Source organism: Haloferax gibbonsii, assembly GCF_001190965.1.
Lineage (GTDB): Archaea > Halobacteriota > Halobacteria > Halobacteriales > Haloferacaceae > Haloferax > Haloferax gibbonsii.
On record NZ_CP011948.1, the window covers coordinates 83,783 to 105,648 of the forward strand.

Here is a 21,866-nt window from a genome sequence, read left to right on the forward strand (position 1 = left end):
GGGCATGACGACACCCGAAGACATCGACCTGGACTTCGTGCCGTTCGGCGAGACGGGCCTCCAGACGAGCGAACTCCAGTTCGGGACGTGGCGGTTCGGCAAGGAGACCGAACAGGGCAACGTCGAAATCGACGAGGAGCGCGCGCACGAACTGCTCGACGCCTACGAGGCGGCCGGCGGACGCTTCATCGACACCGCGGACATCTACGGCGGCGGCGCGAGCGAGCGCTGGATCGGCGACTGGCTCGACGACCGAGACCGAGAGCGGTTCACCATCGCGTCCAAGATTTACTGGCAGATTCGCGACGGCGACCCGAACAGCCGCGGGACGAACCGGAAGAACATCCGGCACCGCATCGACGCCCTACTCGACCGCCTCGACACCGACTACGTGGACGTGCTCTACATCCACCGCTGGGACGACGAGACCCCCACCCGCGAGATGATGAAGACGCTCAACGGCCTCGTCGAGGACGGAAAGGTCCACTACCTCGGCGCGTCGACCCTCCGACCGAACGCGTGGAAGGTGGCGAAGGCGAACGAAATCGCCCGCGCCGAGGGCTGGGAGCCGTTCACCGTCGCCCAGCCGCGGTACAACCTCGTCGACCGCGAAATCGAGGGGGACTACCTCGAGATGACCCGCTCGTACGGCATCGCGGTCTGTCCGTGGAGTCCGCTCGGACAGGGCTTCCTCACCGGGAAGTACACCCGCGAGGACGGCCTCACCGGCGAGTCCCGCGCCGCGGAGTCCAGCCGGTTCGAGGAGTCGTATCTGACGGAGGAGAACTTCGACGTGCACGACGAACTCGACGCGGTCGCCGAGGAAGTCGACGCGACGCCCGCCCAGACGGCGCTCGCGTGGCTCATGCACCGCGACGGCGTCACGGCCCCCATCGTCGGCGCGCGCACGGTCGAGCAACTGACCGAGAACCTCGAAGCCGCCGCTATCGACCTCACGGACGAGCAGGTCGACCGCCTGACCGAGGCGAAGCCCGACCCCTACGCGGGGCTCTAACTTCAGCGTCGAAGGAAACGGTGATACGGCCTCCGGGAGAACACAGCGTTCAATGAGTCGCCCACTCTGGTACCCGACCGTCGACGATGTCGTCGAGATACACGATGACATCGTTTCAGAGTATGCGGAGACGACGCGCGGGGTTCAGAGCGAGGGGGATATCGAGTTCGCGTGGAGTATATCGAAACGGGAAGCTTCGGCGCAGCACCGGAGACCATACACGAGAAAGCGTACCATCTACTCCGACTCCTCGTCGCTAACCATCCGTTCGTCGACGGGAATAAACGAACCGCGCTGAACACGACAGTCGTATTCTACCTGCTCAACGGGTATCGATTGGAGTACGGCCACGAAGTCAGAGAGATTCTCAAGCAGTTCGGAACCGATGAAGCCGCCACGGACGAGGACGGCGTTATCGATTATCTCCGGACACACACCAAAGAAGTCGACCTCAATGACGTGGTCGAACAGTGGCGAAACGGACTCGTTCGGCACGGACTCGACCAGTTAGACGACGACGCATCAGACCCGAAGCAATAACTCTACGGAAGACACAGTAGGCGTATGGCAACGAAAAACGGCGCGAACAATGAATCCGAACTCGACAGGGTGATGGAAGACATCCGTCGAGAGCTCGTTCTCCGCGTCGCGAAGGCCGACCGCGACGACCACCGGGGCGTGTACGACGCACTCGAACACGAGTAAACCCGGGTTTCCGTGCGACCACCGAGTTGGGTAACTAGTAGGGTTTCTGGGACTTCTTGAGTCAATATCCGGACGGAATTCGGGACGAACCGTACTCCGTTACACGCCCTCCCGAATCGTCTTGTAGAGGTGCGCGAGCGTCTTCATTCCCGCCGCGTTCCGTTCGAGGCTGTAGAAGGGGTGGAGTTCGGGATTGAACTTCGCCTTGTACCGGTTGATACGGCGGTTGTTCGCGCCGACGAGGTCGTACGTCGTCCGCCCGCGGTCCATCGCGTCGCGCATGATGTGCCAGTCGAGCAGGTCGTTGACGGCGAGGTCGGTGTCCACGTCGGTCCGCACGCCGCCCTGCCACCGCGACACCGTCTCCTTGTAGTCGACGGCGAGGATGCCGCCGACGAACTCGCCGTCGGTTCGGAGGACGTAGGGGCGAATCTGTCCCTCGGGAAGGGTGGTGTAGAGGTCCTTGACGAACGACGGGGTCGACCGGTACGAGATGCCCTGTGCCTCGTAGCGCGAGGCGACCTGTTCGACGATTTGCTCGATTTCTTCGGGACCGCCCTCCTCGATGGTGTACGCGTCGTCGGGCGCGTTCCGGATGTTCGACCGAGCGTCGCTGCTGAAACTCATGAACACGTCGTCGGCGCCGGGCGAGAGGTCGACGTGGTAGGTGTACTGCGGCGTTATCGCGTAGTCGTTCCACGAGAAGGCCCTGAGGTCGTCGTACCGGCCGTCGAGGCGGATATGGGTGTAGCGCGGTCGAATTTCGTCGCGGACCCATTCGAGGCAGTCGTCGATGAACTCGTGGTGCCGGCCCTCGCGCTTTCGCTGTTTCATGTGGTCCATGTTCAACAGGACCGGTCCGAGATACGCGACTCGCAGTTCCGGCGGCGGCGAGAACACCGTCGCGATTGGTCCTTTGTCGATGCGGAACATCGGAAACAGTCCGACGACTTCCTCACCTTTGCGTCCGACGAGCGGTATCAACTCCGCGCCGGCGTGGGCCGCCTGAATCTCAAGCGCGTCGTACTGATGGAACGCGTTGCCGTGCGGGGACTGTTCGACGAACGCGTCCCAGCCGTGGACGTCGTCTCCAGTCGCCCGTCGAACCTCGATGCTCATGAGTAGGGTGCCTGAACTGTCGCGTCTGACCCCTTTGTTATGCACCCGTTATGAGGCCCCTTTCACCGAATTTGGACGGAGTCAAACCGCGTTTCGGCTGGCGTTAGGAGCGAGTGAACAGGGCAGAGAGGTGACAGAGACTACGCGAGTCGCGAGCGTTCACGAGGCGGGACGTGGCGCGACCAGCGACTCGACGGGACGCGGCCAGCAGCGCGGGGACTACCCTCGCGTTTGTAAAACCGGAGCGAAGTCACCGTTTTACGCCGACACGACGATAATTAGCATATGGCAGGCCTCTCCGAACGCGCCGCGGCGCTCGTGACGAGCGAACCGGTCATGGCGCACCTCGCGACCAGCGTCGACGACCGCCCCCACGTCGCACCCGTCTGGTTCGACTACGCGGACGACCGCGGAGTAATCGAGGTGCTCACCACGGGTCGAAAGCTCGAAAACATCCGCGAGAACCCGCGCGTCGCGCTCTCAATCCAGAAAGACGAGAACGGACAGGCGCAGTGGAAGGTGACGATTCTCGGGACGGCCACCGTCGTCACCGACGACGACGCCCGGAAAGACGCGACCCAGCGAATCAACCGGAAGTACGGGGCCGAAGAATCCGCGTGGCCCGAAAACGAACTCGTCCGAATCTCGGTGGGGACCGCGACGGTCAGCGAGTACTGAAGTCGTCCAGCCGGGATAGTGAGGCGAGCGAGTCGGACGACGGCGCCTCAATCGGACGACGGCGCCTCAGTTCGGCCGTCGTCGAACCGGCGAATCTCTCGCGAGAGCCGACCGAGGTCGAACCCGGCGTCCGTGAGTCGGGCGGCGACGAGCGCCGCCGCCGTCGACACCACGAACGCCCCGCCGAAGGACGTGAGATACAGCGGGTCGGCGGCGGGGAGCAGGCCGCCGACGACCGGAATCGACGTGATGACGCCGCGGAGGTCGGGGAAGAACGCGAGGCCGACGGCGAGTCCGGTGAGACTGCTCGCGAGCGCGCCGGGGCCGGTGATTCGCGTCGAGTACAGCCCGTAGACGAGAGGGAAGGCGACGGCAGCGCCGAGCAGGTCGGCGAAGAAGAACAGCCGGAGGACGCTCTGGGCCCGGAGGCTGACGTAAATCGCGGCGACCGCGACGACGACTGTGAGCGCTCTCGACCCGAGCGCGAGGCGGCGGTCGCTCGGTTCCGCGAGCAGGCGGGCGAGGTCGGCGGTCACGAGGCTCGAAAGCGCATTGAACAGCGTGTCGATGGAGCTCATCACGAGTAGGAGCGCGAGGAGGACCGCCGCGAGGACGAGCCACTCGGGGAACGCCTCGCCGAGGAGGACGAAGAAGGCGGCGTCGGCGTTGTAGCCCGCGCTCGCGGGGTCGGTGACGACGGCGGCGTTACCGACCGCGACGACGCCGAAGAAGGCGGTGACGAACACGATTGCGCCGTTTGCGAGCGCCGCGGTTCGAAAGCTCCGCCCGACCGTCTCCGACGAGTCGGCCGCGTAGATGCGTTGCCACCACGTCTGGTTGATGAGTTCCGCGCCGAGGATGGCGAACGCGAGCGCGAGGCCGAACTGCAGGCCGGCGACCGCACCGAGGTCGAGAAGCGCGGGGTTCGTCGCCGTGATACCGTCGATGGCGGCGGCGGGACCGCCGAGCGCGACGAGCGTGCCGGCGAACGCGAGCAACAAGAGCGGGATAACGATGACCGCTTGGACCGCGTCGGTCGCGATGCTGGCGCGGAGGCCGCCGTAACTCGTGTAGAGCAGGACGAAGCCGCCGACGAGGAGCGCGGTCTGCCACTGCGGGACGCCCGCGACGAGCGAGAGCGCGCCCGCGATGCCGGTCAACTCGGCGGCGAGGAAGATGAACATGTAGAGCGCGCTCACGAGGAGGACGAACGCGTACATCGCTGACCCGTATCGGGCGTGGGCGTACTCGGTCAGCGAGTGACCCTCGGGGATGAGTTCCCGAATTCGCGGGCCGAGGCGGGCATAGACGAGCATCGGGACGGCCTCGCCGACCGCGTAGCCGACGACGGCCGCGATACCGAAGCTCGCACCCGCCTCCGGAGCCGAAAAGAGCACCCACACGCCCATGACGGACGCGACGAGCGTCGCCGTCGTCCGCCGGCTCCCCGCGGAGTCGCGGGCGCTGATGAGGTCCTCGACGGAGCCGACGCGACCGCGAGAGAACCACACGCCGACGCCGGTAAAGGCGACGAGCGTCGCGACGGTCAGCCCGAGCGCGACGGTCGAACTCACCATCGACCGTCACCCGGTCGAGAAGAGCGACCGCCCGACTTCGAGGACGCGGATGAAGTCGTAGGTGCCGTCAAGTCGCCGGACGGAGCCAGTTCGTACGCCTCGTCGAAGAACGCGACCTCCAGTTCGACCGTGCGACAGAACAGTTGTTCGAGCCGCCGCTGCCGACGCGGGGAGGCGGCCGCGCCCTCGCGGTCGAGTTCGGTCCGGAGCCACTCGACGAACGCCGCGAAGTCGTCGACTGCGTGGAGGTCGATCCACTCGGAGAGGTAGAACCGCGAGGGTGATTCAGAGGGGTTCGAGCCGGTATCGTCCGCGGCAGTCGCCCACGACAGGTAGACCCACTCGGCGGGGACGAGCACCGCCAGCGTCTCGGCGTACCCGCCCTGCCCCGCGGCGCGTTCGAGGAGGTCGATAAAGGCGCGCGTCGCCGGCGTAGTCTCGGGGTCGGAGTAGACGGATTCGGGAACGTCGAGCGCGTCGAACGCCCGGAGGAAGTAGTCGTCCTCGTCGTCGGTGAGAACGCCGAGGAACGAGACGAGTTCCGACTTCGACTCCATGGTCGGCGCGGTGCCGACGGCGTGGCCGAAGACGCCGACGAGGGTCTCCACGAAGGCGTAGTCCTGTACCAGGTACTGTCTGAACACGTCGTCTACGAGTTCGTCGGCGGCGAGTTCTCGCGTCAGTCGGTGTCTCGTCGCGTCGTCCCACGAGTCGCCCGCGCGCTCGCGGAGCCAGTCGGTAAAGCGCGGGTTCGACCGCGACGCGGCGAACTCGTCGTACGTCTCGGGGGCCGACGGGTCCGCCTCGGACGAGTCGGGCGAATCAATCGAATCTGACTGATCGGCGTCGGTCATAGCGGCCACTCCTCGCGACGCCAGGCGGCGTCCCAAAACAGGTACTCGTACTGCGCCGACGTGCGGAACAGGTCGCGGTAGCGTTCGCGGTCCGACTCGGTCGCACTCGCGGCCACGTCGTCCATGAGCGATTTACACCAGTCGGTGAGTTCGGTGAACTCGTCGCCGGCGTACATCTCGACCCACGCGGCGTACTGCTCGTGGTCCGGAGTCCCCGCGTCGGCGAGTCGGCGTCCCGTCTCGTTGAACCCCCACATACAGGGAAGCAGGGCGGCGACGATGTCGCCGAAGGAGCCGAGGGTCGCGGTGCGAACGAGGAAGTCAGTATAGGCGCGAGTCGTCGGCGACGGCGTCGTGGCTTCGAGTTCGGCGAGGTCGATGCCGAACTCGGCGGCGTAGCTCCGGTGGAGGTCCATCTCCTCGTTGACGGTCGATTCGAGGAGGCTCGCGAACGTTCCCATGGAGTCGAGCGTCGGGGCCTTCGCGGCACCGAGCGCGAAGAGGCGACTGTACTCGACGAGGTAGACGTAGTCCTGCCGTACCCAGTAGCGGAACGGCTCCTCGTCGAGGCTCCCCTCCCCGAGTCGAACGACCATCGGATGGTCGAGGACGGCCGACCAGAACTCGTCGGCCTCGTCGTGTATCGTGTCTGTGAACGCCATGGCGAGTAATCGAAGAAGACGCTGAAAAGAATTATGATAGGGTGGTATTCATTGGTTATTCACGCGAGAGAGCGGATGTCTCGGACCATCGTATCGGATTTGTTCGGCGGGGTTGCCACCCGTTTCGACTGTTGCCAAGTTCGGGGCGTTGCCCGGTTTCGACTGTTTTTCCGACTGCCGGTCTCGAATGTTAGTTAGTCGCCCGACTAGCCAGTTGTCCGGTGAGTAACGCGTTCGAACGACCCCGGTAGTTTAAGACGAGTGAGTGTCAACTAATTCACAAGATGTCGCACGTGAACGCCGTCGGGTCCATCGAGATTCAGAACGTCGTCGCTTCGACGGAGGTTCCGGTCGAACTCGACCTCGAACGACTCTCGCTCGACATGGACGGAACGGACTACGACCCCGAGAACTTCCCGGGACTCGTGTATCGAACCCGAGACCCGAAGTCGGCGTGTCTCGTCTTCCGGTCTGGGAAAGTCGTCTGTACCGGTGCGGACAGCGTCGACGACGTGGGCACGGCCATCGAAACGCTGTTCGACGAGTTCACCGACCTCGGCGTACCCGTCCCCGAGGACGCGGACATCACCGTGCAGAACATCGTTTCGAGCGCCGACCTCGGGGCGGCGCTCAACCTGAACGCGCTGGCTATCGGACTCGGTCTCGAAGACGTCGAGTACGAACCCGAGCAGTTCCCCGGACTCGTCTATCGCCTCGACGAACCGAGCGTCGTCGTCCTCATGTTCGGAAGCGGGAAAGTCGTGATTACGGGGGCGAAGCGGACTACCGACGCCGAAGCGGCGCTCAAGACGGTCGACGAGGACGTTCGCGAGCTCGGACTGCTCGGGTAAGGTCTCGGTGTCCGTTGGGGCTGCGTGACCGTGCTAACAGTGTCGTGAGGGTGTGTGGGCCGAGACTCGTGTTGCCTGACGGTCAGTCGTCTCTCGGTCATCTCTCGGTCGGTTCTCGATCGTCTCTCGGTTGCTCACCGTCCGTTCTTTGTTCTTCGTTCCTGTTTTCTTGTATATTGTTATAGATTGTATTTTATTGTATGTCGAGTAGTAATAGTAGTAATAGTGGTAGTAGTAGCAGTAGTAACTACTAGTCTACTCTAGCTACTAGTGATACCTGCACACTAGCGGTGTCACTGGGTTCGTTCGAGGTTCCCGTTTCTTCGTTTGGCGGTTGCCGAGTAGTCGTGGTTTTCCCCCGGTCCAGTCGCTGTTCGCGGATAGCCGGCTAGAAGCCGTCGGCTCGTTTCGTTCGGCCTGTCCGTGTTCGGGAGTACACACACACACACCCCCCTCGCGTTTGTAACGGCTACGCCAGACCCTAGGGGAATTCGACACACCCCCCTCGCGTTTGTAAATATAGAAGCAAAAACATCCGGGAACCACTCGACCTGCGAACCGCCCCCACGCCGATTCGCGTTACATTCGCGAGGGTGGTGTGTCTGCACCGGTGCTTTCGACGCTCAACGTTACAAACGCGACGGTACTCCCCCCGTTCAATTACAAACGCGAGGGTGGTCTCTCGCGACTCGAGTTACAAACGCGAGCGTACCCCTCCAGTGAGTGGTTCCCCCGAGACCGTCTCGCGCGTTACAAACGCGAGGGTGGTGTCTGACAGCCTTACTTGCGCGATACTACTCGTTGATCGTCGAATCCAAAACCGGGACTGAAATACCGCTCAAACGGCCGTATTTGTCGCTGTTACAAACGCGAGTCCACCCCTTCACCTTTATTACGGGTGAGTATGAATAGCGAACTCACATGACATCGGACGAGAGCGAGGGTGGGACTCGCGACCCGCTGTTTCGCTACGACCAGCCTATCTTCGCGAACGAGGATATCCTCAAAATCTCTCACCTGCCGGGTCCCGACAAGATCGTCGGTCGCGACGAGCACATGTCGAAAGTCGCACAGGCGCTCAACCCCGCCATCTTCGGACGCGAACCGACCCACCTGTTCATCTTCGGGAAGACGGGGTCGGGAAAGACGCTCACCGCCCGACTCGTGAGCGAGCGACTCCAACACGAGGCGGTCCGCGAGGACGTCGACGTTCGCATCGCCGTCATCGACTGCGGCGAACAGCACACCGAGGCGTCGGTCATCAAGACGCTCGCCTCGCAGGTCAACGACCCGTCGAAAAGCGGGATGACGATTCCCGAGCGCGGGCTGTCGACCGGCGACTACTACAATCGACTGTGGCAGGTGCTCGACACCTGTTCCGACGTGACCATCGTCATCCTCGACGAAATCGACATGCTCCGCGACGACGAGGTGCTTCGAAAGCTCTCGCGCGCGGGCGAGAACCAGAAGATAGTGGACTCCCGTATCGGCATCATCGGCATCTCGAACAAGATCGACTACCCCGAGGAACTCACAGAGCGCGTCAAGTCGAGTTTCGCCCACGACGAACTCGTCTTCCCGTCCTACGACGCGAACCAACTCCGCGAAATCCTCGAAAACCGGAAGGACGCGTTCAAGCCCGGCGTCCTCACCGACGACGTGATTCCCCTCGCGAGCGCGCTCGCCGCCCAGGAACACGGCGACGCGCGGAAGGCAATCGACATCCTCCGCAACGCCGGTCGTATCGCCCGAAACGAGAGCGCGGAGACCGTCACCGACGACCACGTGCGGGCCGCCAAAGAAAAGAGCGAGGCCGACCGCTTCAGCGAACTTCTCGAAGGAACCGCCACGCAGTCGAAGGCCGTCCTCTACTCGCTCGTCCTCCAGACCGGCGGCCGAAAGACCGCCGAGATCACGACGAACAAGATTTATCGACAGTACCTCACCGTCGCCGACGACCTCGACATGGACCAACTCTCGGAGCGCCGCGTTCAGGAACTCCTGCAGGAACTCGACTTCCTCAACGTCATCCAGTCCGAAGTCCGGGGTCGCGGTCGCGGGCAGGGCGTCCACGGGACCCACCGCCTTCTCGAGGACCCGGACATCGTCAAGCGGGTGCTTCTCCGAGACAGTCGTATCTCCACGCTCGAATAGCGACGCCCGACGCGTGCGTTCGCGCGGAATCTTCCACGCCGACGGTCGAGTTGGAAAAAAGCTATCGTACGAACCCTTAACACACGCCCGTCTCTGTCGATAGACGACCGAAATCATGGACGAGGAGTTACTATCGTTGCTCACGAGTCTCGTCGAAATAGAGACCGAGAACCCGCCGGGAGACGAGGCGGCGGCGGCGACTTTCGTGTACGACTGGCTCGAATCTCGGGGCGTCTCGGCGACGCTCGTCGAGGAACCGTATCCCGACCGACCGCAGGTCGCAGCCCGCGTCGGCGACGGCGAGCCCTCGGTCGTCCTCAACGGCCACCTCGACGTGGTTCCGGCGGGCGACCGCGACCAGTGGGACCTCCCGCCGTACGAACCGACTGTCAGAGACGGTCGGCTGTACGGTCGCGGGAGCGCGGACATGAAGTGCGGCGTCGGCCTCGCGATGCTCGCGACGGTCGAATTCGCCGACGCGCTCGACTCCGGAGCCCTCGACGGGTCGCTCGTGTTCCACGCGGCCGTCGGGGAGGAGACGGCCGAACCGGGAACGAAGGCGCTCCTCGAACGCGGCTACGACGGCACCTACGGCGTCGTGCTCGAACCCACGTCGCTGCGAACCGCGACGAGCGCGAAGGGCCTCGGCTGGTACGAGATTACCGTCGGCGGCGACCCGTCGCACGCGAGCCGGCCTGACGAGGGTGACAACGCGATCGGGAACGCCCGACTCGTTCTCGACGCGCTCGCGGCGTACGACGAGCGGATTCGACAGCGGTCTGACCCCCTCGTCGGCCGGCCGACGGCGACGGTCACGCAGTTCGAGGCGGGGACCAAGGAGAACGTCGTCCCGGAGGGCGCGACGATAACGGTCGACAGGCGGTTCGTTCCCTCGGAGTCCGTCGAGGAGGTCGACGCCGAAATCGACGCGGTACTCTCCGACGTCGCGGCCGAACACGACCTGCACGTCGAGTGGACGCGAACGCGGGTCTACGAGTCGGCGGCGATTCCGACCGACAGTGACATCGCGACGCGCTTTCGGGACGCGGCCGCCGAGCGGGCCGACGTCGACCCCGAGCCGTGGGGCATTCGGGCGGCGACCGACGTTCGGAACCTCGTCAACGACGCCGGGATGGACGCGATTACGTGGGGTCCGGGGTCGATGGCGCAGGCCCACGCCTACGACGAGTACATCGAGCTGTCGGAGGTCGAAGCCGGGTACGACATTCTCTGCACGGCACTCCGCGGACTGTTCGAAGACGTGGAGAACTGACGGTCCGAACGTCGGCTCTCGGCCGAACGACTCGAAAAAAGCGGCTGACGGCGACTTCGATTATTCGACGAGCTCTTCGAACCGCTCGACTGCGGCGCTCGCGACCGCCATGTCTTCGGACACCTCGCCGCCGCTGACGCCGACGGTCCCGACGATTTCGCCGTCGACTTCGAGGGGATAACCGCCGCCGAAGACGACGAGCCGATTCTCGTCGGTCGTCTGGAGTCCCCAGAGCGACTCGCCGGGGTGTGTCGGCTCGGCGAGTTCGTGCGTGGGCGTCTGTAGCGCGGCCGCCGTGTACGCTTTGTTCCGAGAGATGTCGACGCTCGCGAGCCACGCGTCGTCCATTCGGTGCTGTGCGATGAGGTTACCCTCCGGGTTCGCGACCGTAATCACCATTCGCAGTCCCATCGATTCGGCCTCCGCCTCGGCCGCCTCGATGAGTACCTTCGCCGTCTCGAGATTGATTGCATCGGACATATCGCTTCGTCGAAACGGGTCTCGACGGTCCTACTTATACGTGCGCCGCGGGTCTCGGACGACCTGACGATTTCGCTTCTTTCTCCTAATTTCGGGCGTCTGAGTGCCCCCTCGAACCACTCGAACGAGAGAACAACAAATATAAGAATTTTTATCATTCGTGTCGCCCGCTTGTGAGACTCCATCGGAAGGCGTTCGGTTCGAGGCGAACCGACCCGGTGTCCGGTCAGTCGTACAGCGGGTACTCGTCGGTCAGTTCGTCGACCTTCTGGCTGACGAACCCCTTGACGGACTCGTCGTGCGGCGCTTCGACGACCTCGTAGATGAGGTCGGCGACGGTTCGGCAGGCCTCCTCATCGAAGCCGCGGGTCGTCAGCGCGGGCGTGCCGGCGCGAATCCCGCTCGGGTTGAACGCCGAACGACTCTCGCCGGGGACCGTGTTGGCGTTGAGGACGATACCAACCTCTTCGAGGGCCGCTTCGACGTCCTTGCCGGTCGTGTCCGGGTGCGACGGCCGGAGGTCGACGAGGACCAAGTGGGTGTCCGTGCCCCCGGAGACGAGTTCGAGGCCGCGCTCCTGTAGCCGCTCGCCGAGGGCGGCGGCGTTATCGACGACCTGCGACGCGTACTCCTCGAACTCGGGAGTCAGCGCCTCGCCGAAGCCGACCGCCTTGCCGGCGACGTTGTGCAGTATCGGCCCGCCTTGGAGTCCGGGAAAGACCGCGGAATCGACGTCGTCGGCGTGCTCTTCGTCGCACATGATGATGCCGCCGCGACCCGAGCGAATCGTCTTGTGGGTCGAACCGGTGACGAAGTCCGCGACGCCGACGGGCGAGGAGTGTTCGCCCGCGGCGACGAGGCCGGTGATGTGGGCGATGTCGGCGAGGTGGTACGCGTCGACCGCTTCGGCCGCGGCCTGCACGCGCTCCCACTCGACCTCCCGCGGGTACGCGGAGTACCCCGAGATGATGATGTCCGGGTCGAACTCCTCGGCCTTCTCGGCGAGTTGCTCGTAGTCGACGTAGCCGGTCTCGGCGTCGACTTCGTACTGTTCGACCTCGTACGTCTTCCCCGCGACGTTCACCGGGTGGCCGTGGCTCAGGTGGCCGCCGTGGGTCAAATCGAGCGAGAGAATCTTGTCGCCGGGGTCGAGCACGGCGAGGAACACGCCCATGTTCGCCTGCGACCCCGAGTGCGGTTGGACGTTGACGTGGTCGGCACCCCAGAGTTCCTTCGCGCGGTCGATGGCGAGCTGTTCGACTTCGTCGGCGTACTCGCAGCCGCCGTAGTACCGGCTTCCCGGGTAGCCCTCGGCGTAGTTGTTCGTCAGCTCCGAGCTTTGGGCCTCCATAACCGCCTCGCTGACGTGGTTCTCGCTCGCTATCATGGCGAGCGTGTCGTTCTGCCGCCGGCGTTCGTCCGTTAGCGCGTCGGCGACTGCCGGGTCGGTCTCTCGAACGGTATCGTAAGGCATCGTGGGTGCATCTCGACTCTGCGGTATAACGCTTCGCCGACCCCCGAGACGGGGGCGGAACGTCGAGCGAGAACCACAACCTAACAGAACACGTATGTTCTGTGGTCGGGTCCATAGGCGTGACGATTGCCCGTGGTATCTATCTACGAATAATTCGAATTGGGTCCGTTGACTGCCGAAATCAGTACATAACGTGTTCGATGACCTCATTGAATTCGACCGACCGACGATAGTTCTATATTGGAACTTCGTCACGTTCGTCTCACAAACCGTGCTAAGAACTATCACAGCTTGCGAACAGTCTCGAACCCGAGGCGACGCGCGCGTGCCGTCCCGGCGTGCCGCGCGACCGACCGTCGGGGTGAGTCGCCGATGAGCGAGGCGGAGTCGCTCCCGGTGCAGTACCGCGATATTCAACGCGCGCGCGAGCGACTCGAAAACGACCGCGTCGTCAAGCGGACGCCGATAGAGCGGAGCACCTCGCTCGGCGACCTCGTCGGCGCGGACGTCTACCTGAAGATGGAACACCTCCAGTGGACGGGGTCGTTCAAGACGCGGGGCGCGTACAACAAGATACGACAGGACACCGACCGCGGAATCGACGAGTTCGTGGCCGCGAGCGCCGGCAATCACGCGCAGGGCGTCGCGCTCGCCGCGACCGAGTGCGGGGCCGACTCCACGGTCGTGATGCCGGAGAACGCCCCGCAGACGAAAATCGACGCCACGCGCGACTACGGCGCGGCGGTCGAACTCGTCGGCGAGGACTTCCAGGAGACGATGGCGTACGCGCAGTCGCTCGCCGAGGGGTCGGACGCCGAGTTCGTCCACGCGTACGACGACTGCGACATCGTCGCCGGGCAGGGAACGCTCGGCGTCGAGATGTACCGCGACCTCCCCGAGATGGACACCGTGGTCGTCCCCATCGGCGGCGGCGGACTCATCTCGGGTATCGCGACCGCCATCAAGCACCACGACCCCGAGATTCGCGTCGTCGGCGTGCAGGCCGCGGGCGCGGAAACGGTCCACGAGAGCCTCGATAAAGGCGTTCCCGTGACGCTCGACGACACGAACACCATCGCCGACGGCATCGCGACCGGCGGCATCTCGGAGCTGACGCTCCGAACCATCGAGGAACACGTCGACGAGGTCGTCACGGTCTCCGACGGGGAAATCGCAGAGGCCATCCTCCTCTTGCTCGAACGCGCCAAACAGGTCGTGGAGGGCGCTGGTGCCGCCTCGGTCGCCGCCGTGCTGAGCGACGACCTCGACGTCGAGGGCGAGACCGTCATGCCGCTGCTCTGCGGGGGGAATCTGGACATGACGATGCTCCAGACGGTGCTCGTCCATGCGCTCACCAGCCGCCGGCAGACGCTGCGCCTCCGGGTCCGAATCCGAGACGAACCCGGCGAGATGGCGCGGCTCTCCCGACTCATCGCCGACCGCGACGCGAACATTCACGACGTTCGCCACGTCCGCGCCGTCGACGCCCTCGACGTCGGCGAGGCGCACCTTCTGTTCCGCATCGAGACGAAAGGGGCCGAACACGCGGCGGCCGTCGTGGACACGATAGAAGACGCGGGCTACGCGGTCGACGACGTTTCGGCCCGGCGATAGCCCGCGTCGCTCGTCGGTTTCGGTCGTTCTCGCGGTCTCAGCACAACCTACCTTTATTTTGATAACTCGTGCGAGTTCCGTCGGGACACAGCTTGAAGGACGGGAACGCCGACACTCTCCCCGTGAAGCGAATCATCGATACCGACGAAGCGCCCGCCGCGGTCGGGGCGTACAGTCAAGCGACGACGAACGGCTCTATCCTCGTCACGGCCGGGCAACTCCCGCTCACCCCGGACGGGGAACTGCTCGACGACGAGTCGGTCGAAGAACAGACGCGTCAGTGCCTTCGGAACGTGGAGGCCATCCTCGCCGCCGAGGGACTGACGCCGGAAGACGTGCTCAAGACGACTGTGTTCCTCGACGACATCGACGACTTCGACGCGTTCGACGAGGCGTACAGCGCCTTTTTCGACGTGGAACCGCCCGCTCGGAGCGCGGTCGGCGTCGGCGACGTGCCGAAGGGCGCGGCCGTAGAAATCGAGGCTATCGCCGCGGTCGAGTAACGCCCGCTACTTCTCTCCGGCCGACGCTCTGATGCGCGCCACGACGTCCTCTCGGCTCACATCGGGGTCGTCGTCGGTCGTGAGGCGGCCCATCACGAATTCGAGCAAGTCGAGGTCTTGGAGCAGTTCGAGCGCGTCCATACGTTCGAGGCCAAGCACCTTCCCGAACTCGTAGACGGTCTTGGCGTCGTTGGCGGCGTCGGCGAGTTGGTCGATTGTGACGGACTCGGGAAGGCCGATGCCGTCGGCGAGCGCCTCGGGCGATTCGCCGGCGTCGCTGGCCGGCGTCGGCGCTCGCTCGATAGCCGCCGGCTCGCCGGCGAGCGACGTTTCGTACGACGACGGCTCGTGGACGCCTTGGTCTATCATGTACCTGCGGACCGTCTCGTCGGTCACGTCCATCTCGAAGGCGTCGGCCATCCGCTCGAACGTCTCGTACCGCGCGTACACGGCTTCGAGGTACGGCGTGTCTTCGAACGCCGGCACGTTCGGGTCACGGACGGTCTCGGGTGACTCGGTATCGGCGTCGCCCGTCTCCTTCGGAGCCGCCGGCGTCGCATCGGCCGCAACCGTGACGACGACCGAGGGCTCCCCGTCGAGCGAGACCTCCGCGGCATCGACGGCGACGTGTTCGCGGCCGCTCGGCAACACGTCGTCGACTTCGAGCGTGAGCCCAATCGTCCCGTCGGAGTCGAGTGAGGTCCCTCGGACTCCGACGCCGGAGCCGCCGCCGGCGCTCGACGAGAGCGTGAACTCGACGTCGGCCGACGCGCCCGTCTCCGTGACCGCCACGGACGACTCTTGGACGTTCGCGGCGTCCGTCCGCTCGCATTCTTCGAGGAATTCGCCCAGTCGCCGAAGCGATGTGCCCACACTCATTGTCCGTCTCGGTCTCGACGGACGCGCCGGGACTCCCTGAAAAGCGGTGTGGAATACTGAGTGGATTTATATAGCCCCACAGAATATGCGGCGAAAACTATTAACAAGAATCTGCTGTTCAAACTACTATATCGTGCCCACGAGAAACGTTTCTACCGCGAACGTCGAAACGACTTCGCGTACTTCAACCGATCCGACGCTCTGGTTTGCCCGGTCTCGAACCCCTTGGACTACGAGGTAAAGACACGATGAGTTTGATAACTGTTGCCGACATCGCGCACGACGACCTCGCGCTGACGCCGACGATTCGGTCGGACGCCGCGAGCGAGATAGACGTCATCTCGCAGTCCGCGACGGACCCCGAGACCGGCCTGTTCTTCTTCGTCGTGAAGGGCGCGGAGTGCTCGGCGTTCGAAGAGGCGTTGGAAGTCGACCACACAGTCAGCGACTGGCGACTCGTCTCCGAGCGAGACGACGCCGCGGTGTATCGCATCGGACACACGACGGACGCGATTCTCCTTTCGCCGGTTATCACGGAACTCGGCGGACTCATGCTCGACGCGTGCAGCAACGACACGGCGGGCTGGCGGCTCCGTCTCCAGCTCTCGGACCGCGAGGCGCTCTCGGAGCTGTGGGAGTACTGCGAGGCGAAGGACATCACCTTCGAGCTGAACCGGATGTTCCGACAGGACGGCTGGATGAACGGCGAGCCGAGCAAACTCACCGACGCACAGCGCGACGCGCTCGTCTCCGCCTACGAACACGGGTATTTCGAGGAGCCGCGAGAGGCGGCGTTAGACGACCTCTCGGAGGTACTCGACATCTCGCCGACGGCCGTCAGCGGGCGCATCAGGCGGGGGACCGCGGAGCTGGTCGAGTCGATTCTTCTCGACGAGTGACCGGGTGAGCCCCGCAGAAACGGTGTGGGAGTCAGACCGCGAGGACGTAGTCGTCCTGCGGTTCGTAGATCTCGCCGCTCATCCGCAGGTCGCGGACGGCGTCGAGCGTTTCGCCGATGGCGACGCCGTTGTCTGTGAGCGCCGCGGCGAGTCGCCCGAGCGCGACGCCGTCGGGGTGGTCCTCGCCGAGTTCGATGAGCGCCTCTTTCACGTCGTCGCTCTCGGCCTCGGCGTCGAACGCGACGCGCTCCCACTCGACGTCGTGGCCGGTGACGTTCGCGTGTCGTCGGTACAGTTCGACTGCCTCGTTCGGCTCCGAGACGGAGACGTGGAGGTCGCACGCCGGGCAGGTGACGACGCCGGCGCGTGGTTTTTCGGCTAGTTTGGAATCCCCGTCGTCAGGCATTGTAAGCGTCCTGTGCGAGTCGATGGAGTTTGTGGACGGTGTGTTCGTTCGGACCGAGCTGTGCCTGTCCGAGCGCGCCGGACTTGAGGCCCTCGTACTGCCGTTCGACGAGTTCGAAGTCCTCTTCTTGGAGCTGCCGGCTCGTCTGGACGAACTTCTCTTCTTCTTCCGACAGGTCTGAGTCGCGGAAGTAGTAGTCCGCGATGAGCTGGAAGCGCCCCTCGTCGATGGGGTCGATGATGTACGTGCCGTAGCCGTCGGCGGTGCCGTACATGTTGACCGTGAAGTTCGGCCAGAAGTAGTAGAACTTGGCCTCGTGCTCGGGATGGATGCGCATCTCGTCGTCGACGTCCTCTTTGTGCTTGTAGTGGAGCACCCAGTGGTAGTCGTTGACTTCGAGTTCGGAGTCCATGAGTTCGAGTCCCCGGACCCAGTCTTGGTGGTTCGCCTGACAGTGGTCGCACTCCGAGTAGTTCCCGCTGAACGTCTTCCAGTTGCACTCGACTTCGGAGACGTAGCGGCGGGCGTGTTCGTACTCGCCGAGCGGTAGGTCCTCGAGTTCGGTCTTCATCGACCCGGCCTGTTCTGCCAGCGAGAGGCTCGGTTCGTCCTCGAAGTTGACGAACACGAGCGGCCCGATAGCGTCCGTGTGGACCTCCATGAGGCCGTTCTCTTCGGGGTCGAGTTCGCTGACGGCGTCGTCGTCGAGGTCGGGGTTCAGACTCGCCTCCTCGAAGCTCTTCGGAGTGCTCTGGAGCGACCCGTCGAGTTCGTACGCCCAGAGGTGGTACGGGCAGGTGATTCGACTGAGGCTTCCGGGGTCGGTCATCGGCGTGTCGTCGAGCATCTTCGACCCGCGGTGGGCACAGACGTTGTAGAACGCCCGCACGTCGCCGTCGTCATCGCGGGTGACGATTATCTGCTTGCCGCCGATGGTTCGCGTGAAGTAGTCGCCGGCGTCCGGGATGTGGGTCGCGTGACCCGCGTAGACCCAGTACTGACCGAACACTTTCTCCTTTTCCATCTCGTGGACCTCGGGGTCCGTGAAGTACTTCGCCGGCAACGCGTTCGTTTCCGCAGTGATGTCGGCGCTAACCGCACCGATTTCGTCACGATTGTTGTTCCACCGTGTCATGGGAGGAAGAAACACACATCTTTGGAAAAGGGTTCGTCGGAAATAGTGGACCCGTATAAGTGGCGGTGGATAGTCGCAGTGGCGCGGCGATTCGGCCGTCAGCGACGGTCTCGACGGGTTTTGAGTCGGACATCGGAAAAAGGTGCTTTGTGATACAGGTCAAGAGTGAAGGGGGGACGTTCCGAACCGCCGAGCACAATGAGTGTCCGTGACGACCGATACGACGTCGCCGTCGTCGGGGTCGGCGGGATGGGAAGCGCGACCGCGTACCACCTCGCCGACCGCGGCCTCGACGTCGTCGGTCTCGAACGATACGACATCCCCCACTCGCAGGGGTCGTCTCACGGTATCACGCGCATTATCCGGCGCGCGTACTACGAACACCCCTCGTACGTCCCGCTCATCGAACGGGCGTACGACCTCTGGGACGACCTCGCCGACGAGACCGGGCGCGAGGTCATCCACCGAACCGGCTCTATCGACGCCGGCCCGGTCGACAACGACGTGTTCGCCGGCTCGAAGCGCTCCTGCGAGGAACACGACATCCCGCACGAGGTGCTGACCGGTGCGGAGGTCAACGAGCGGTTCCCCGGCTACGAACTCCCCGAGGAGTACCGCGCGGTGTATCAGGAGGACGGCGGATTCATCGTCCCCGAGCAGGCGATTATCGCGCACACCGAGGCGGCGCAGGCGCGGGGTGCGGAGATTCGTGCCCGCGAACGGGTCGAAGACTGGGCGGAGACGAACGACGGGGGAGTACGCGTCCGCACCGACCGCGGCGTGTACGTCGCGGACGCGCTCGTGCTCGCCGCGGGCGCGTGGAACTACAAACTCGCCGACGCCCTCGACGGGCTTGCGGTCCCCGAGCGACAGGCGCTCGCGTGGTTCCAACCCGAGTCGCCGGCGACGTTCGCGCCCGAGGAGTTCCCCGTCTGGAACCTCAGCGTCCCCGAGGGCCGGTTCTACGGGTTCCCGGTCCACGACGTGCCGGGCTTCAAACTCGGCAAGTACCACCACCGCGACGAGGAAGTCGACCCCGACGACTTCGACCGCGAGCCGAACCGCGCCGACGAGGCGATACTCCGGGACGTCACGGAGAAGTACTTCCCGGAGGCCGCGGGGCCGACGATGTCGCTCGCGACGTGCATGTTCACGAACTCGCCGGACGAACACTTCATCCTCGACACGCTCCCCGACCACCCGCAGGTCGCCGTCGGGGCCGGCTTTTCGGGACACGGCTTCAAGTTCGCCAGCGTCATCGGCGAAATCCTCGCCGACCTCGTCGTCGACGGCGAAAGCGACCTGCCGCTCGACATGTTCTCGCTCGACAGGTTCGAGTGACGACCGCGGCTTTCGGTTTCACCTCGTCAACCGATTTGAGGGTATAACTTTCGCAACGTCCCTCTATTTGCGTATAAATGCCACTATTATCGAAGACTATCGGTTAAGATGTGTAATACCGATGGGTTGGTTGAATCGTGAGGGGTGTGGGCTCGTGTCACGGTCCGAGTGGACGCGCCGGAGCAGGCGCCGACCTCGACGGTGACAGCGGGTGGCCCCAAAGCGGGGAAACGATATGAACGAACACGAACTCAGGCGGCGGTTATCAACGGAGGCTGTATCGAATGACGAATAGCAACGATTCGTCCGACCGGTCGACGAACGACTTGCAGGCGGACGTATTCTACCCCGAGACGGAGCGCGAACCCGGCGATGGGAACATCCAACGCTGGGGGCTCGACATCCACCCCGTCGTCTTCCCGGCCGCGCTCTTGATAATCGGCGCCTTCGTCGCCGTGACGCTCGTCCTCGGCGAGCAGGCGGCGAGCGTCTACTCGGGCGTCAGGGGTTTCTTCGAGGGTAACTTCGGGTGGTTCTTCCTCCTGTCGGTCAATCTCTTTATCGTCGTCTTGGCGTACTTCGCGCTGAGCAAGTACGGCGAGATAACCCTCGGCGGCGTCGAGGCCGAAAAGGAGTTCAGCGACTTCTCGTGGATGGCGATGCTGTTCAGCGCGGGCATGGGTATCGGACTCATGTTCTACAGCGTCTCGGAGCCGCTGTACTACTTCACCAACGTCCCCGGCTTCTTCGACGCCGAAGCCGGGTCCGGTGGCGCGGGCATCGCCGCGATGACCCAGACGTTCTTCCATTGGGGGTTCCACCCGTGGGCCATCTACGGCCTCGTCGGGCTGGGGCTCGCGTTCTTCTCGTTCAATCGGGGGCTGCCGCTCACCTTCCGGTCGATTTTCTGGCCGCTCCTCGGCGAGCGAATCTACGGCTGGCCGGGCCATCTCATCGACCTCGTGTCGGTGTTCGCGACGCTGTTCGGCCTCGCCACGTCGCTCGGCCTCGGCGTCGCACAGATAAACACGGGTCTATCGTACATCCTCGGCGAGAGCATGCTCGGCATCCTGAGCGTTCCGAACAACACCGGGATGCAGATTGCGCTCATCGCCGCGATTACCCTCATCGCCACCGCGTCCGTCGCGGCCGGCCTCGAAGGCGGCATACGACGCCTGAGCACGCTGAACGTCTTCTTGATGTTCGTCTTGCTGGCGTTCGTGCTCGTCGCCGGTCCGACGATGAGTATCTTCGGCGCGTGGGTGCAGGGGCTCGGAAACTACTTCAGCGACTTCCTCTCGTTGGCGTTCTTCACCGGCACGCTCGGCGGCGGTGCGTCCACCGTCAACGGTTGGACGGTGTTCTACTGGGCGTGGTGGATTGCGTGGTCGCCGTTCGTCGGCATGTTCGTCGCGCGCATCTCGAAGGGACGGACGGTCCGCGAGTTCGTCTTCGGCGTGTTCGTCCTGCCGTCGCTGTTCTCGACGGTTTGGCTCTCGGCGTTCGGCGGGAGCGCCCTGTTCAACTCGCTTCAGGGCAACGGCGTCGTCCTCGCGACCTATGGCGAGGCCGGACAGACCGTCGCGATGTTCGCGCTACTCGAACAGTTCCCCTTCAGCGCCGTCTCGGGACTGCTCGCGGTGACGCTCGTAGTGACGTTCTTCGTGACCTCCTCGGACTCGGGGTCGCTCGTCGTCGACCATCTCACGTCGGGCGGCAAACACAACGTTCCGCGGACGCAGCGTATCTTCTGGGCGGTCACGGAGGGTGTCGTCGCGTCGCTTCTCCTCTACGGCGGCGGGCTCGACGCGCTCCAGACGGCGGCTATCGCGACGGGATTCCCGTTCGCTATCGTCCTCGTCGTCACGTGCTACACGGTCTATCTCGGCCTCGACAAGGAGTACGAACTCCTGCAGTCCGAGGAGTTCGCCGAGCGGATAGAGAACTTGGGCGACGAAGACATCGACATCGACGTCGGTCGGTCTCGGACGTCGGTCGTGACCGACATCCGAGAGAAATCCGGGACGACGGACGACTGAACGGAAGCACCGAATCGATGACTCTACGCTATCGATGAACGCGCTCGCTGTCGTTTCGGCGGCGTTCGCGGTCTTCCTTTTCGTCGTCGCGCTGTTCGCGATGACTGTCGGTGAGCTACAGGGCGCGGGTCTCGCGTTCCTGAGCGCCAGCCTCGTTATCTACCTCAGAGAGAAGTACCTCGTCGGCGAGTGACGCTCGTCGGCGAGA

The 21,866-nt window shown here is 64.2% G+C and carries 22 protein-coding genes; 13 read left to right on the forward strand and 9 right to left on the reverse strand.

Annotated features, from left to right (window positions below; translation table 11 throughout):
• The first annotated feature begins 4 nt into the window (after positions 1-4).
• The 3 genes from ABY42_RS15375 (at position 5) to ABY42_RS19895 (ending at position 1,720) form a co-directional block, all read left to right on the forward strand.
• Complete coding sequence (locus tag ABY42_RS15375) at positions 5-1,015, forward strand: aldo/keto reductase (protein ID WP_050460006.1); 1,011 nt, start codon at positions 5-7, stop codon at positions 1,013-1,015.
• Between the two features lie 171 nt (positions 1,016-1,186).
• Positions 1,187-1,555 carry a type II toxin-antitoxin system death-on-curing family toxin gene (locus ABY42_RS15380; RefSeq protein WP_233510429.1) on the forward strand — a complete coding sequence of 123 codons (369 nt, stop codon included), beginning with the start codon at positions 1,187-1,189 and terminating at the stop codon, positions 1,553-1,555.
• A gap of 24 nt (positions 1,556-1,579) precedes the next feature.
• The gene (locus tag ABY42_RS19895) at positions 1,580-1,720 is read left to right on the forward strand and encodes a hypothetical protein (protein ID WP_197092944.1); all 141 of its coding nucleotides are present in this window, start codon (positions 1,580-1,582) and stop codon (positions 1,718-1,720) included.
• Between the two features lie 99 nt (positions 1,721-1,819).
• Here the strand turns inward: ABY42_RS19895 and ABY42_RS15385 are convergent, their stop codons facing one another.
• Positions 1,820-2,839 carry a lipid II:glycine glycyltransferase FemX gene (locus ABY42_RS15385; RefSeq protein ID WP_004972276.1) on the reverse strand — a complete coding sequence of 340 codons (1,020 nt, stop codon included), beginning with the start codon at positions 2,837-2,839 and terminating at the stop codon, positions 1,820-1,822.
• Positions 2,840-3,124: 285 nt separating this feature from the next.
• Between ABY42_RS15385 and ABY42_RS15390 the strand changes: the two genes are divergently transcribed.
• Complete coding sequence (locus ABY42_RS15390; RefSeq protein WP_004972274.1) at positions 3,125-3,517, forward strand: pyridoxamine 5'-phosphate oxidase family protein; 393 nt, start codon at positions 3,125-3,127, stop codon at positions 3,515-3,517.
• 47 nt (positions 3,518-3,564) lie between these two features.
• On the opposite strand, the gene ABY42_RS15395 is transcribed toward ABY42_RS15390, so the two are convergent.
• From ABY42_RS15395 to tenA, 3 genes are read right to left on the reverse strand one after another with little or no spacing between them, the layout of a single operon-like run.
• Complete coding sequence (locus tag ABY42_RS15395; protein ID WP_004972271.1) at positions 3,565-5,094, reverse strand: sodium:solute symporter family transporter; 1,530 nt, start codon at positions 5,092-5,094, stop codon at positions 3,565-3,567.
• Entirely contained in the window at positions 5,088-5,948 is an 861-nt protein-coding gene (locus tag ABY42_RS15400; protein ID WP_050460215.1) for a TenA family protein, read from the reverse strand. The genes ABY42_RS15395 and ABY42_RS15400 overlap by 7 nt, the downstream gene beginning before the upstream one ends.
• Positions 5,945-6,610 (reverse strand): thiaminase II, encoded by a 666-nt coding sequence (gene tenA, locus ABY42_RS15405; RefSeq protein ID WP_050460007.1) that lies wholly within the window; start codon positions 6,608-6,610, stop codon positions 5,945-5,947. Before tenA ends, ABY42_RS15400 begins: the two co-directional genes overlap by 4 nt.
• Positions 6,611-6,894: 284 nt before the next feature.
• On the opposite strand from tenA, the gene ABY42_RS15410 reads away from it, so the two are divergent.
• The 3 genes from ABY42_RS15410 to ABY42_RS15420 all read left to right on the forward strand — a co-directional run bounded on the left by ABY42_RS15410 (position 6,895) and on the right by ABY42_RS15420 (position 10,888).
• Positions 6,895-7,461 carry a TATA-box-binding protein gene (locus ABY42_RS15410; protein ID WP_004972266.1) on the forward strand — a complete coding sequence of 189 codons (567 nt, stop codon included), beginning with the start codon at positions 6,895-6,897 and terminating at the stop codon, positions 7,459-7,461.
• Positions 7,462-8,382: 921 nt separating this feature from the next.
• Positions 8,383-9,615 (forward strand): Cdc6/Cdc18 family protein, encoded by a 1,233-nt coding sequence (locus tag ABY42_RS15415; protein ID WP_004041152.1) that lies wholly within the window; start codon positions 8,383-8,385, stop codon positions 9,613-9,615.
• 115 nt (positions 9,616-9,730) lie between these two features.
• Positions 9,731-10,888: a M20 family metallopeptidase gene (locus tag ABY42_RS15420; protein ID WP_050460009.1), complete on the forward strand. Its 1,158-nt coding sequence runs from the start codon at positions 9,731-9,733 to the stop codon at positions 10,886-10,888.
• A gap of 60 nt (positions 10,889-10,948) precedes the next feature.
• Here the strand turns inward: ABY42_RS15420 and ABY42_RS15425 are convergent, their stop codons facing one another.
• The gene (locus ABY42_RS15425; protein WP_004972263.1) at positions 10,949-11,368 is read right to left on the reverse strand and encodes a GlcG/HbpS family heme-binding protein; all 420 of its coding nucleotides are present in this window, start codon (positions 11,366-11,368) and stop codon (positions 10,949-10,951) included.
• 226 nt (positions 11,369-11,594) lie between these two features.
• On the reverse strand, positions 11,595-12,842 hold the full coding sequence (gene glyA / locus ABY42_RS15430) for a serine hydroxymethyltransferase (protein ID WP_050460010.1): 1,248 nt from the start codon (positions 12,840-12,842) through the stop codon (positions 11,595-11,597).
• A gap of 372 nt (positions 12,843-13,214) precedes the next feature.
• On the opposite strand from glyA, the gene ilvA reads away from it, so the two are divergent.
• Positions 13,215-14,456, forward strand: coding sequence for a threonine ammonia-lyase (ilvA, locus tag ABY42_RS15435; protein WP_050460011.1), 1,242 nt, complete (start codon positions 13,215-13,217; stop codon positions 14,454-14,456).
• Positions 14,457-14,578: 122 nt separating this feature from the next.
• Positions 14,579-14,959 carry a Rid family detoxifying hydrolase gene (locus ABY42_RS15440; protein ID WP_004972257.1) on the forward strand — a complete coding sequence of 127 codons (381 nt, stop codon included), beginning with the start codon at positions 14,579-14,581 and terminating at the stop codon, positions 14,957-14,959.
• A 6-nt stretch (positions 14,960-14,965) separates the two neighbouring features.
• Here ABY42_RS15440 and ABY42_RS15445 read toward each other — a convergent pair whose 3' ends face one another.
• Positions 14,966-15,838 carry a hypothetical protein gene (locus tag ABY42_RS15445; protein WP_050460013.1) on the reverse strand — a complete coding sequence of 291 codons (873 nt, stop codon included), beginning with the start codon at positions 15,836-15,838 and terminating at the stop codon, positions 14,966-14,968.
• 248 nt (positions 15,839-16,086) lie between these two features.
• Between ABY42_RS15445 and ABY42_RS15450 the strand changes: the two genes are divergently transcribed.
• Positions 16,087-16,737 (forward strand): helix-turn-helix domain-containing protein, encoded by a 651-nt coding sequence (locus ABY42_RS15450; protein WP_050460015.1) that lies wholly within the window; start codon positions 16,087-16,089, stop codon positions 16,735-16,737.
• Between the two features lie 31 nt (positions 16,738-16,768).
• Here ABY42_RS15450 and ABY42_RS15455 read toward each other — a convergent pair whose 3' ends face one another.
• Positions 16,769-17,143, reverse strand: coding sequence for a hypothetical protein (locus tag ABY42_RS15455; RefSeq protein ID WP_004972251.1), 375 nt, complete (start codon positions 17,141-17,143; stop codon positions 16,769-16,771).
• Entirely contained in the window at positions 17,136-18,278 is a 1,143-nt protein-coding gene (locus tag ABY42_RS15460) for an aromatic ring-hydroxylating oxygenase subunit alpha (RefSeq protein ID WP_050460016.1), read from the reverse strand. Before ABY42_RS15460 ends, ABY42_RS15455 begins: the two co-directional genes overlap by 8 nt.
• Before the next feature lie 198 nt (positions 18,279-18,476).
• Between ABY42_RS15460 and solA the strand changes: the two genes are divergently transcribed.
• The 3 genes from solA (at position 18,477) to ABY42_RS19900 (ending at position 21,851) form a co-directional block, all read left to right on the forward strand.
• On the forward strand, positions 18,477-19,619 hold the full coding sequence (solA, locus tag ABY42_RS15465) for an N-methyl-L-tryptophan oxidase (RefSeq protein WP_004972248.1): 1,143 nt from the start codon (positions 18,477-18,479) through the stop codon (positions 19,617-19,619).
• Positions 19,620-19,903: 284 nt separating this feature from the next.
• Positions 19,904-21,658, forward strand: a complete 1,755-nt coding sequence (locus ABY42_RS15470) for a BCCT family transporter (protein ID WP_050460018.1) — start codon at positions 19,904-19,906, stop codon at positions 21,656-21,658.
• A gap of 34 nt (positions 21,659-21,692) precedes the next feature.
• Complete coding sequence (locus tag ABY42_RS19900; RefSeq protein WP_004972242.1) at positions 21,693-21,851, forward strand: hypothetical protein; 159 nt, start codon at positions 21,693-21,695, stop codon at positions 21,849-21,851.
• Positions 21,852-21,866 lie beyond the last annotated feature (15 nt).

Coding starts and splice junctions, on each gene's coding strand:
- ABY42_RS15425 (WP_004972263.1), bottom strand. CDS start 11,368: ATGTCCGATGCAATCAATCTCGAGACGGCGAAGGTACTCATCGAGGCG.
- ilvA (WP_050460011.1), top strand. CDS start 13,215: ATGAGCGAGGCGGAGTCGCTCCCGGTGCAGTACCGCGATATTCAACGC.
- tenA (WP_050460007.1), bottom strand. CDS start 6,610: ATGGCGTTCACAGACACGATACACGACGAGGCCGACGAGTTCTGGTCG.
- ABY42_RS15375 (WP_050460006.1), top strand. CDS start 5: ATGACGACACCCGAAGACATCGACCTGGACTTCGTGCCGTTCGGCGAG.
- ABY42_RS15415 (WP_004041152.1), top strand. CDS start 8,383: ATGACATCGGACGAGAGCGAGGGTGGGACTCGCGACCCGCTGTTTCGC.
- ABY42_RS15400 (WP_050460215.1), bottom strand. CDS start 5,948: ATGACCGACGCCGATCAGTCAGATTCGATTGATTCGCCCGACTCGTCC.
- ABY42_RS19895 (WP_197092944.1), top strand. CDS start 1,580: ATGGCAACGAAAAACGGCGCGAACAATGAATCCGAACTCGACAGGGTG.
- ABY42_RS19900 (WP_004972242.1), top strand. CDS start 21,693: ATGAACGCGCTCGCTGTCGTTTCGGCGGCGTTCGCGGTCTTCCTTTTC.
- ABY42_RS15420 (WP_050460009.1), top strand. CDS start 9,731: ATGGACGAGGAGTTACTATCGTTGCTCACGAGTCTCGTCGAAATAGAG.
- solA (WP_004972248.1), top strand. CDS start 18,477: ATGAGTGTCCGTGACGACCGATACGACGTCGCCGTCGTCGGGGTCGGC.
- ABY42_RS15410 (WP_004972266.1), top strand. CDS start 6,895: ATGTCGCACGTGAACGCCGTCGGGTCCATCGAGATTCAGAACGTCGTC.
- ABY42_RS15390 (WP_004972274.1), top strand. CDS start 3,125: ATGGCAGGCCTCTCCGAACGCGCCGCGGCGCTCGTGACGAGCGAACCG.
- ABY42_RS15450 (WP_050460015.1), top strand. CDS start 16,087: ATGAGTTTGATAACTGTTGCCGACATCGCGCACGACGACCTCGCGCTG.
- ABY42_RS15385 (WP_004972276.1), bottom strand. CDS start 2,839: ATGAGCATCGAGGTTCGACGGGCGACTGGAGACGACGTCCACGGCTGG.
- ABY42_RS15395 (WP_004972271.1), bottom strand. CDS start 5,094: ATGGTGAGTTCGACCGTCGCGCTCGGGCTGACCGTCGCGACGCTCGTC.
- ABY42_RS15455 (WP_004972251.1), bottom strand. CDS start 17,143: ATGCCTGACGACGGGGATTCCAAACTAGCCGAAAAACCACGCGCCGGC.
- ABY42_RS15470 (WP_050460018.1), top strand. CDS start 19,904: ATGACGAATAGCAACGATTCGTCCGACCGGTCGACGAACGACTTGCAG.
- ABY42_RS15460 (WP_050460016.1), bottom strand. CDS start 18,278: ATGACACGGTGGAACAACAATCGTGACGAAATCGGTGCGGTTAGCGCC.
- ABY42_RS15445 (WP_050460013.1), bottom strand. CDS start 15,838: ATGAGTGTGGGCACATCGCTTCGGCGACTGGGCGAATTCCTCGAAGAA.
- glyA (WP_050460010.1), bottom strand. CDS start 12,842: ATGCCTTACGATACCGTTCGAGAGACCGACCCGGCAGTCGCCGACGCG.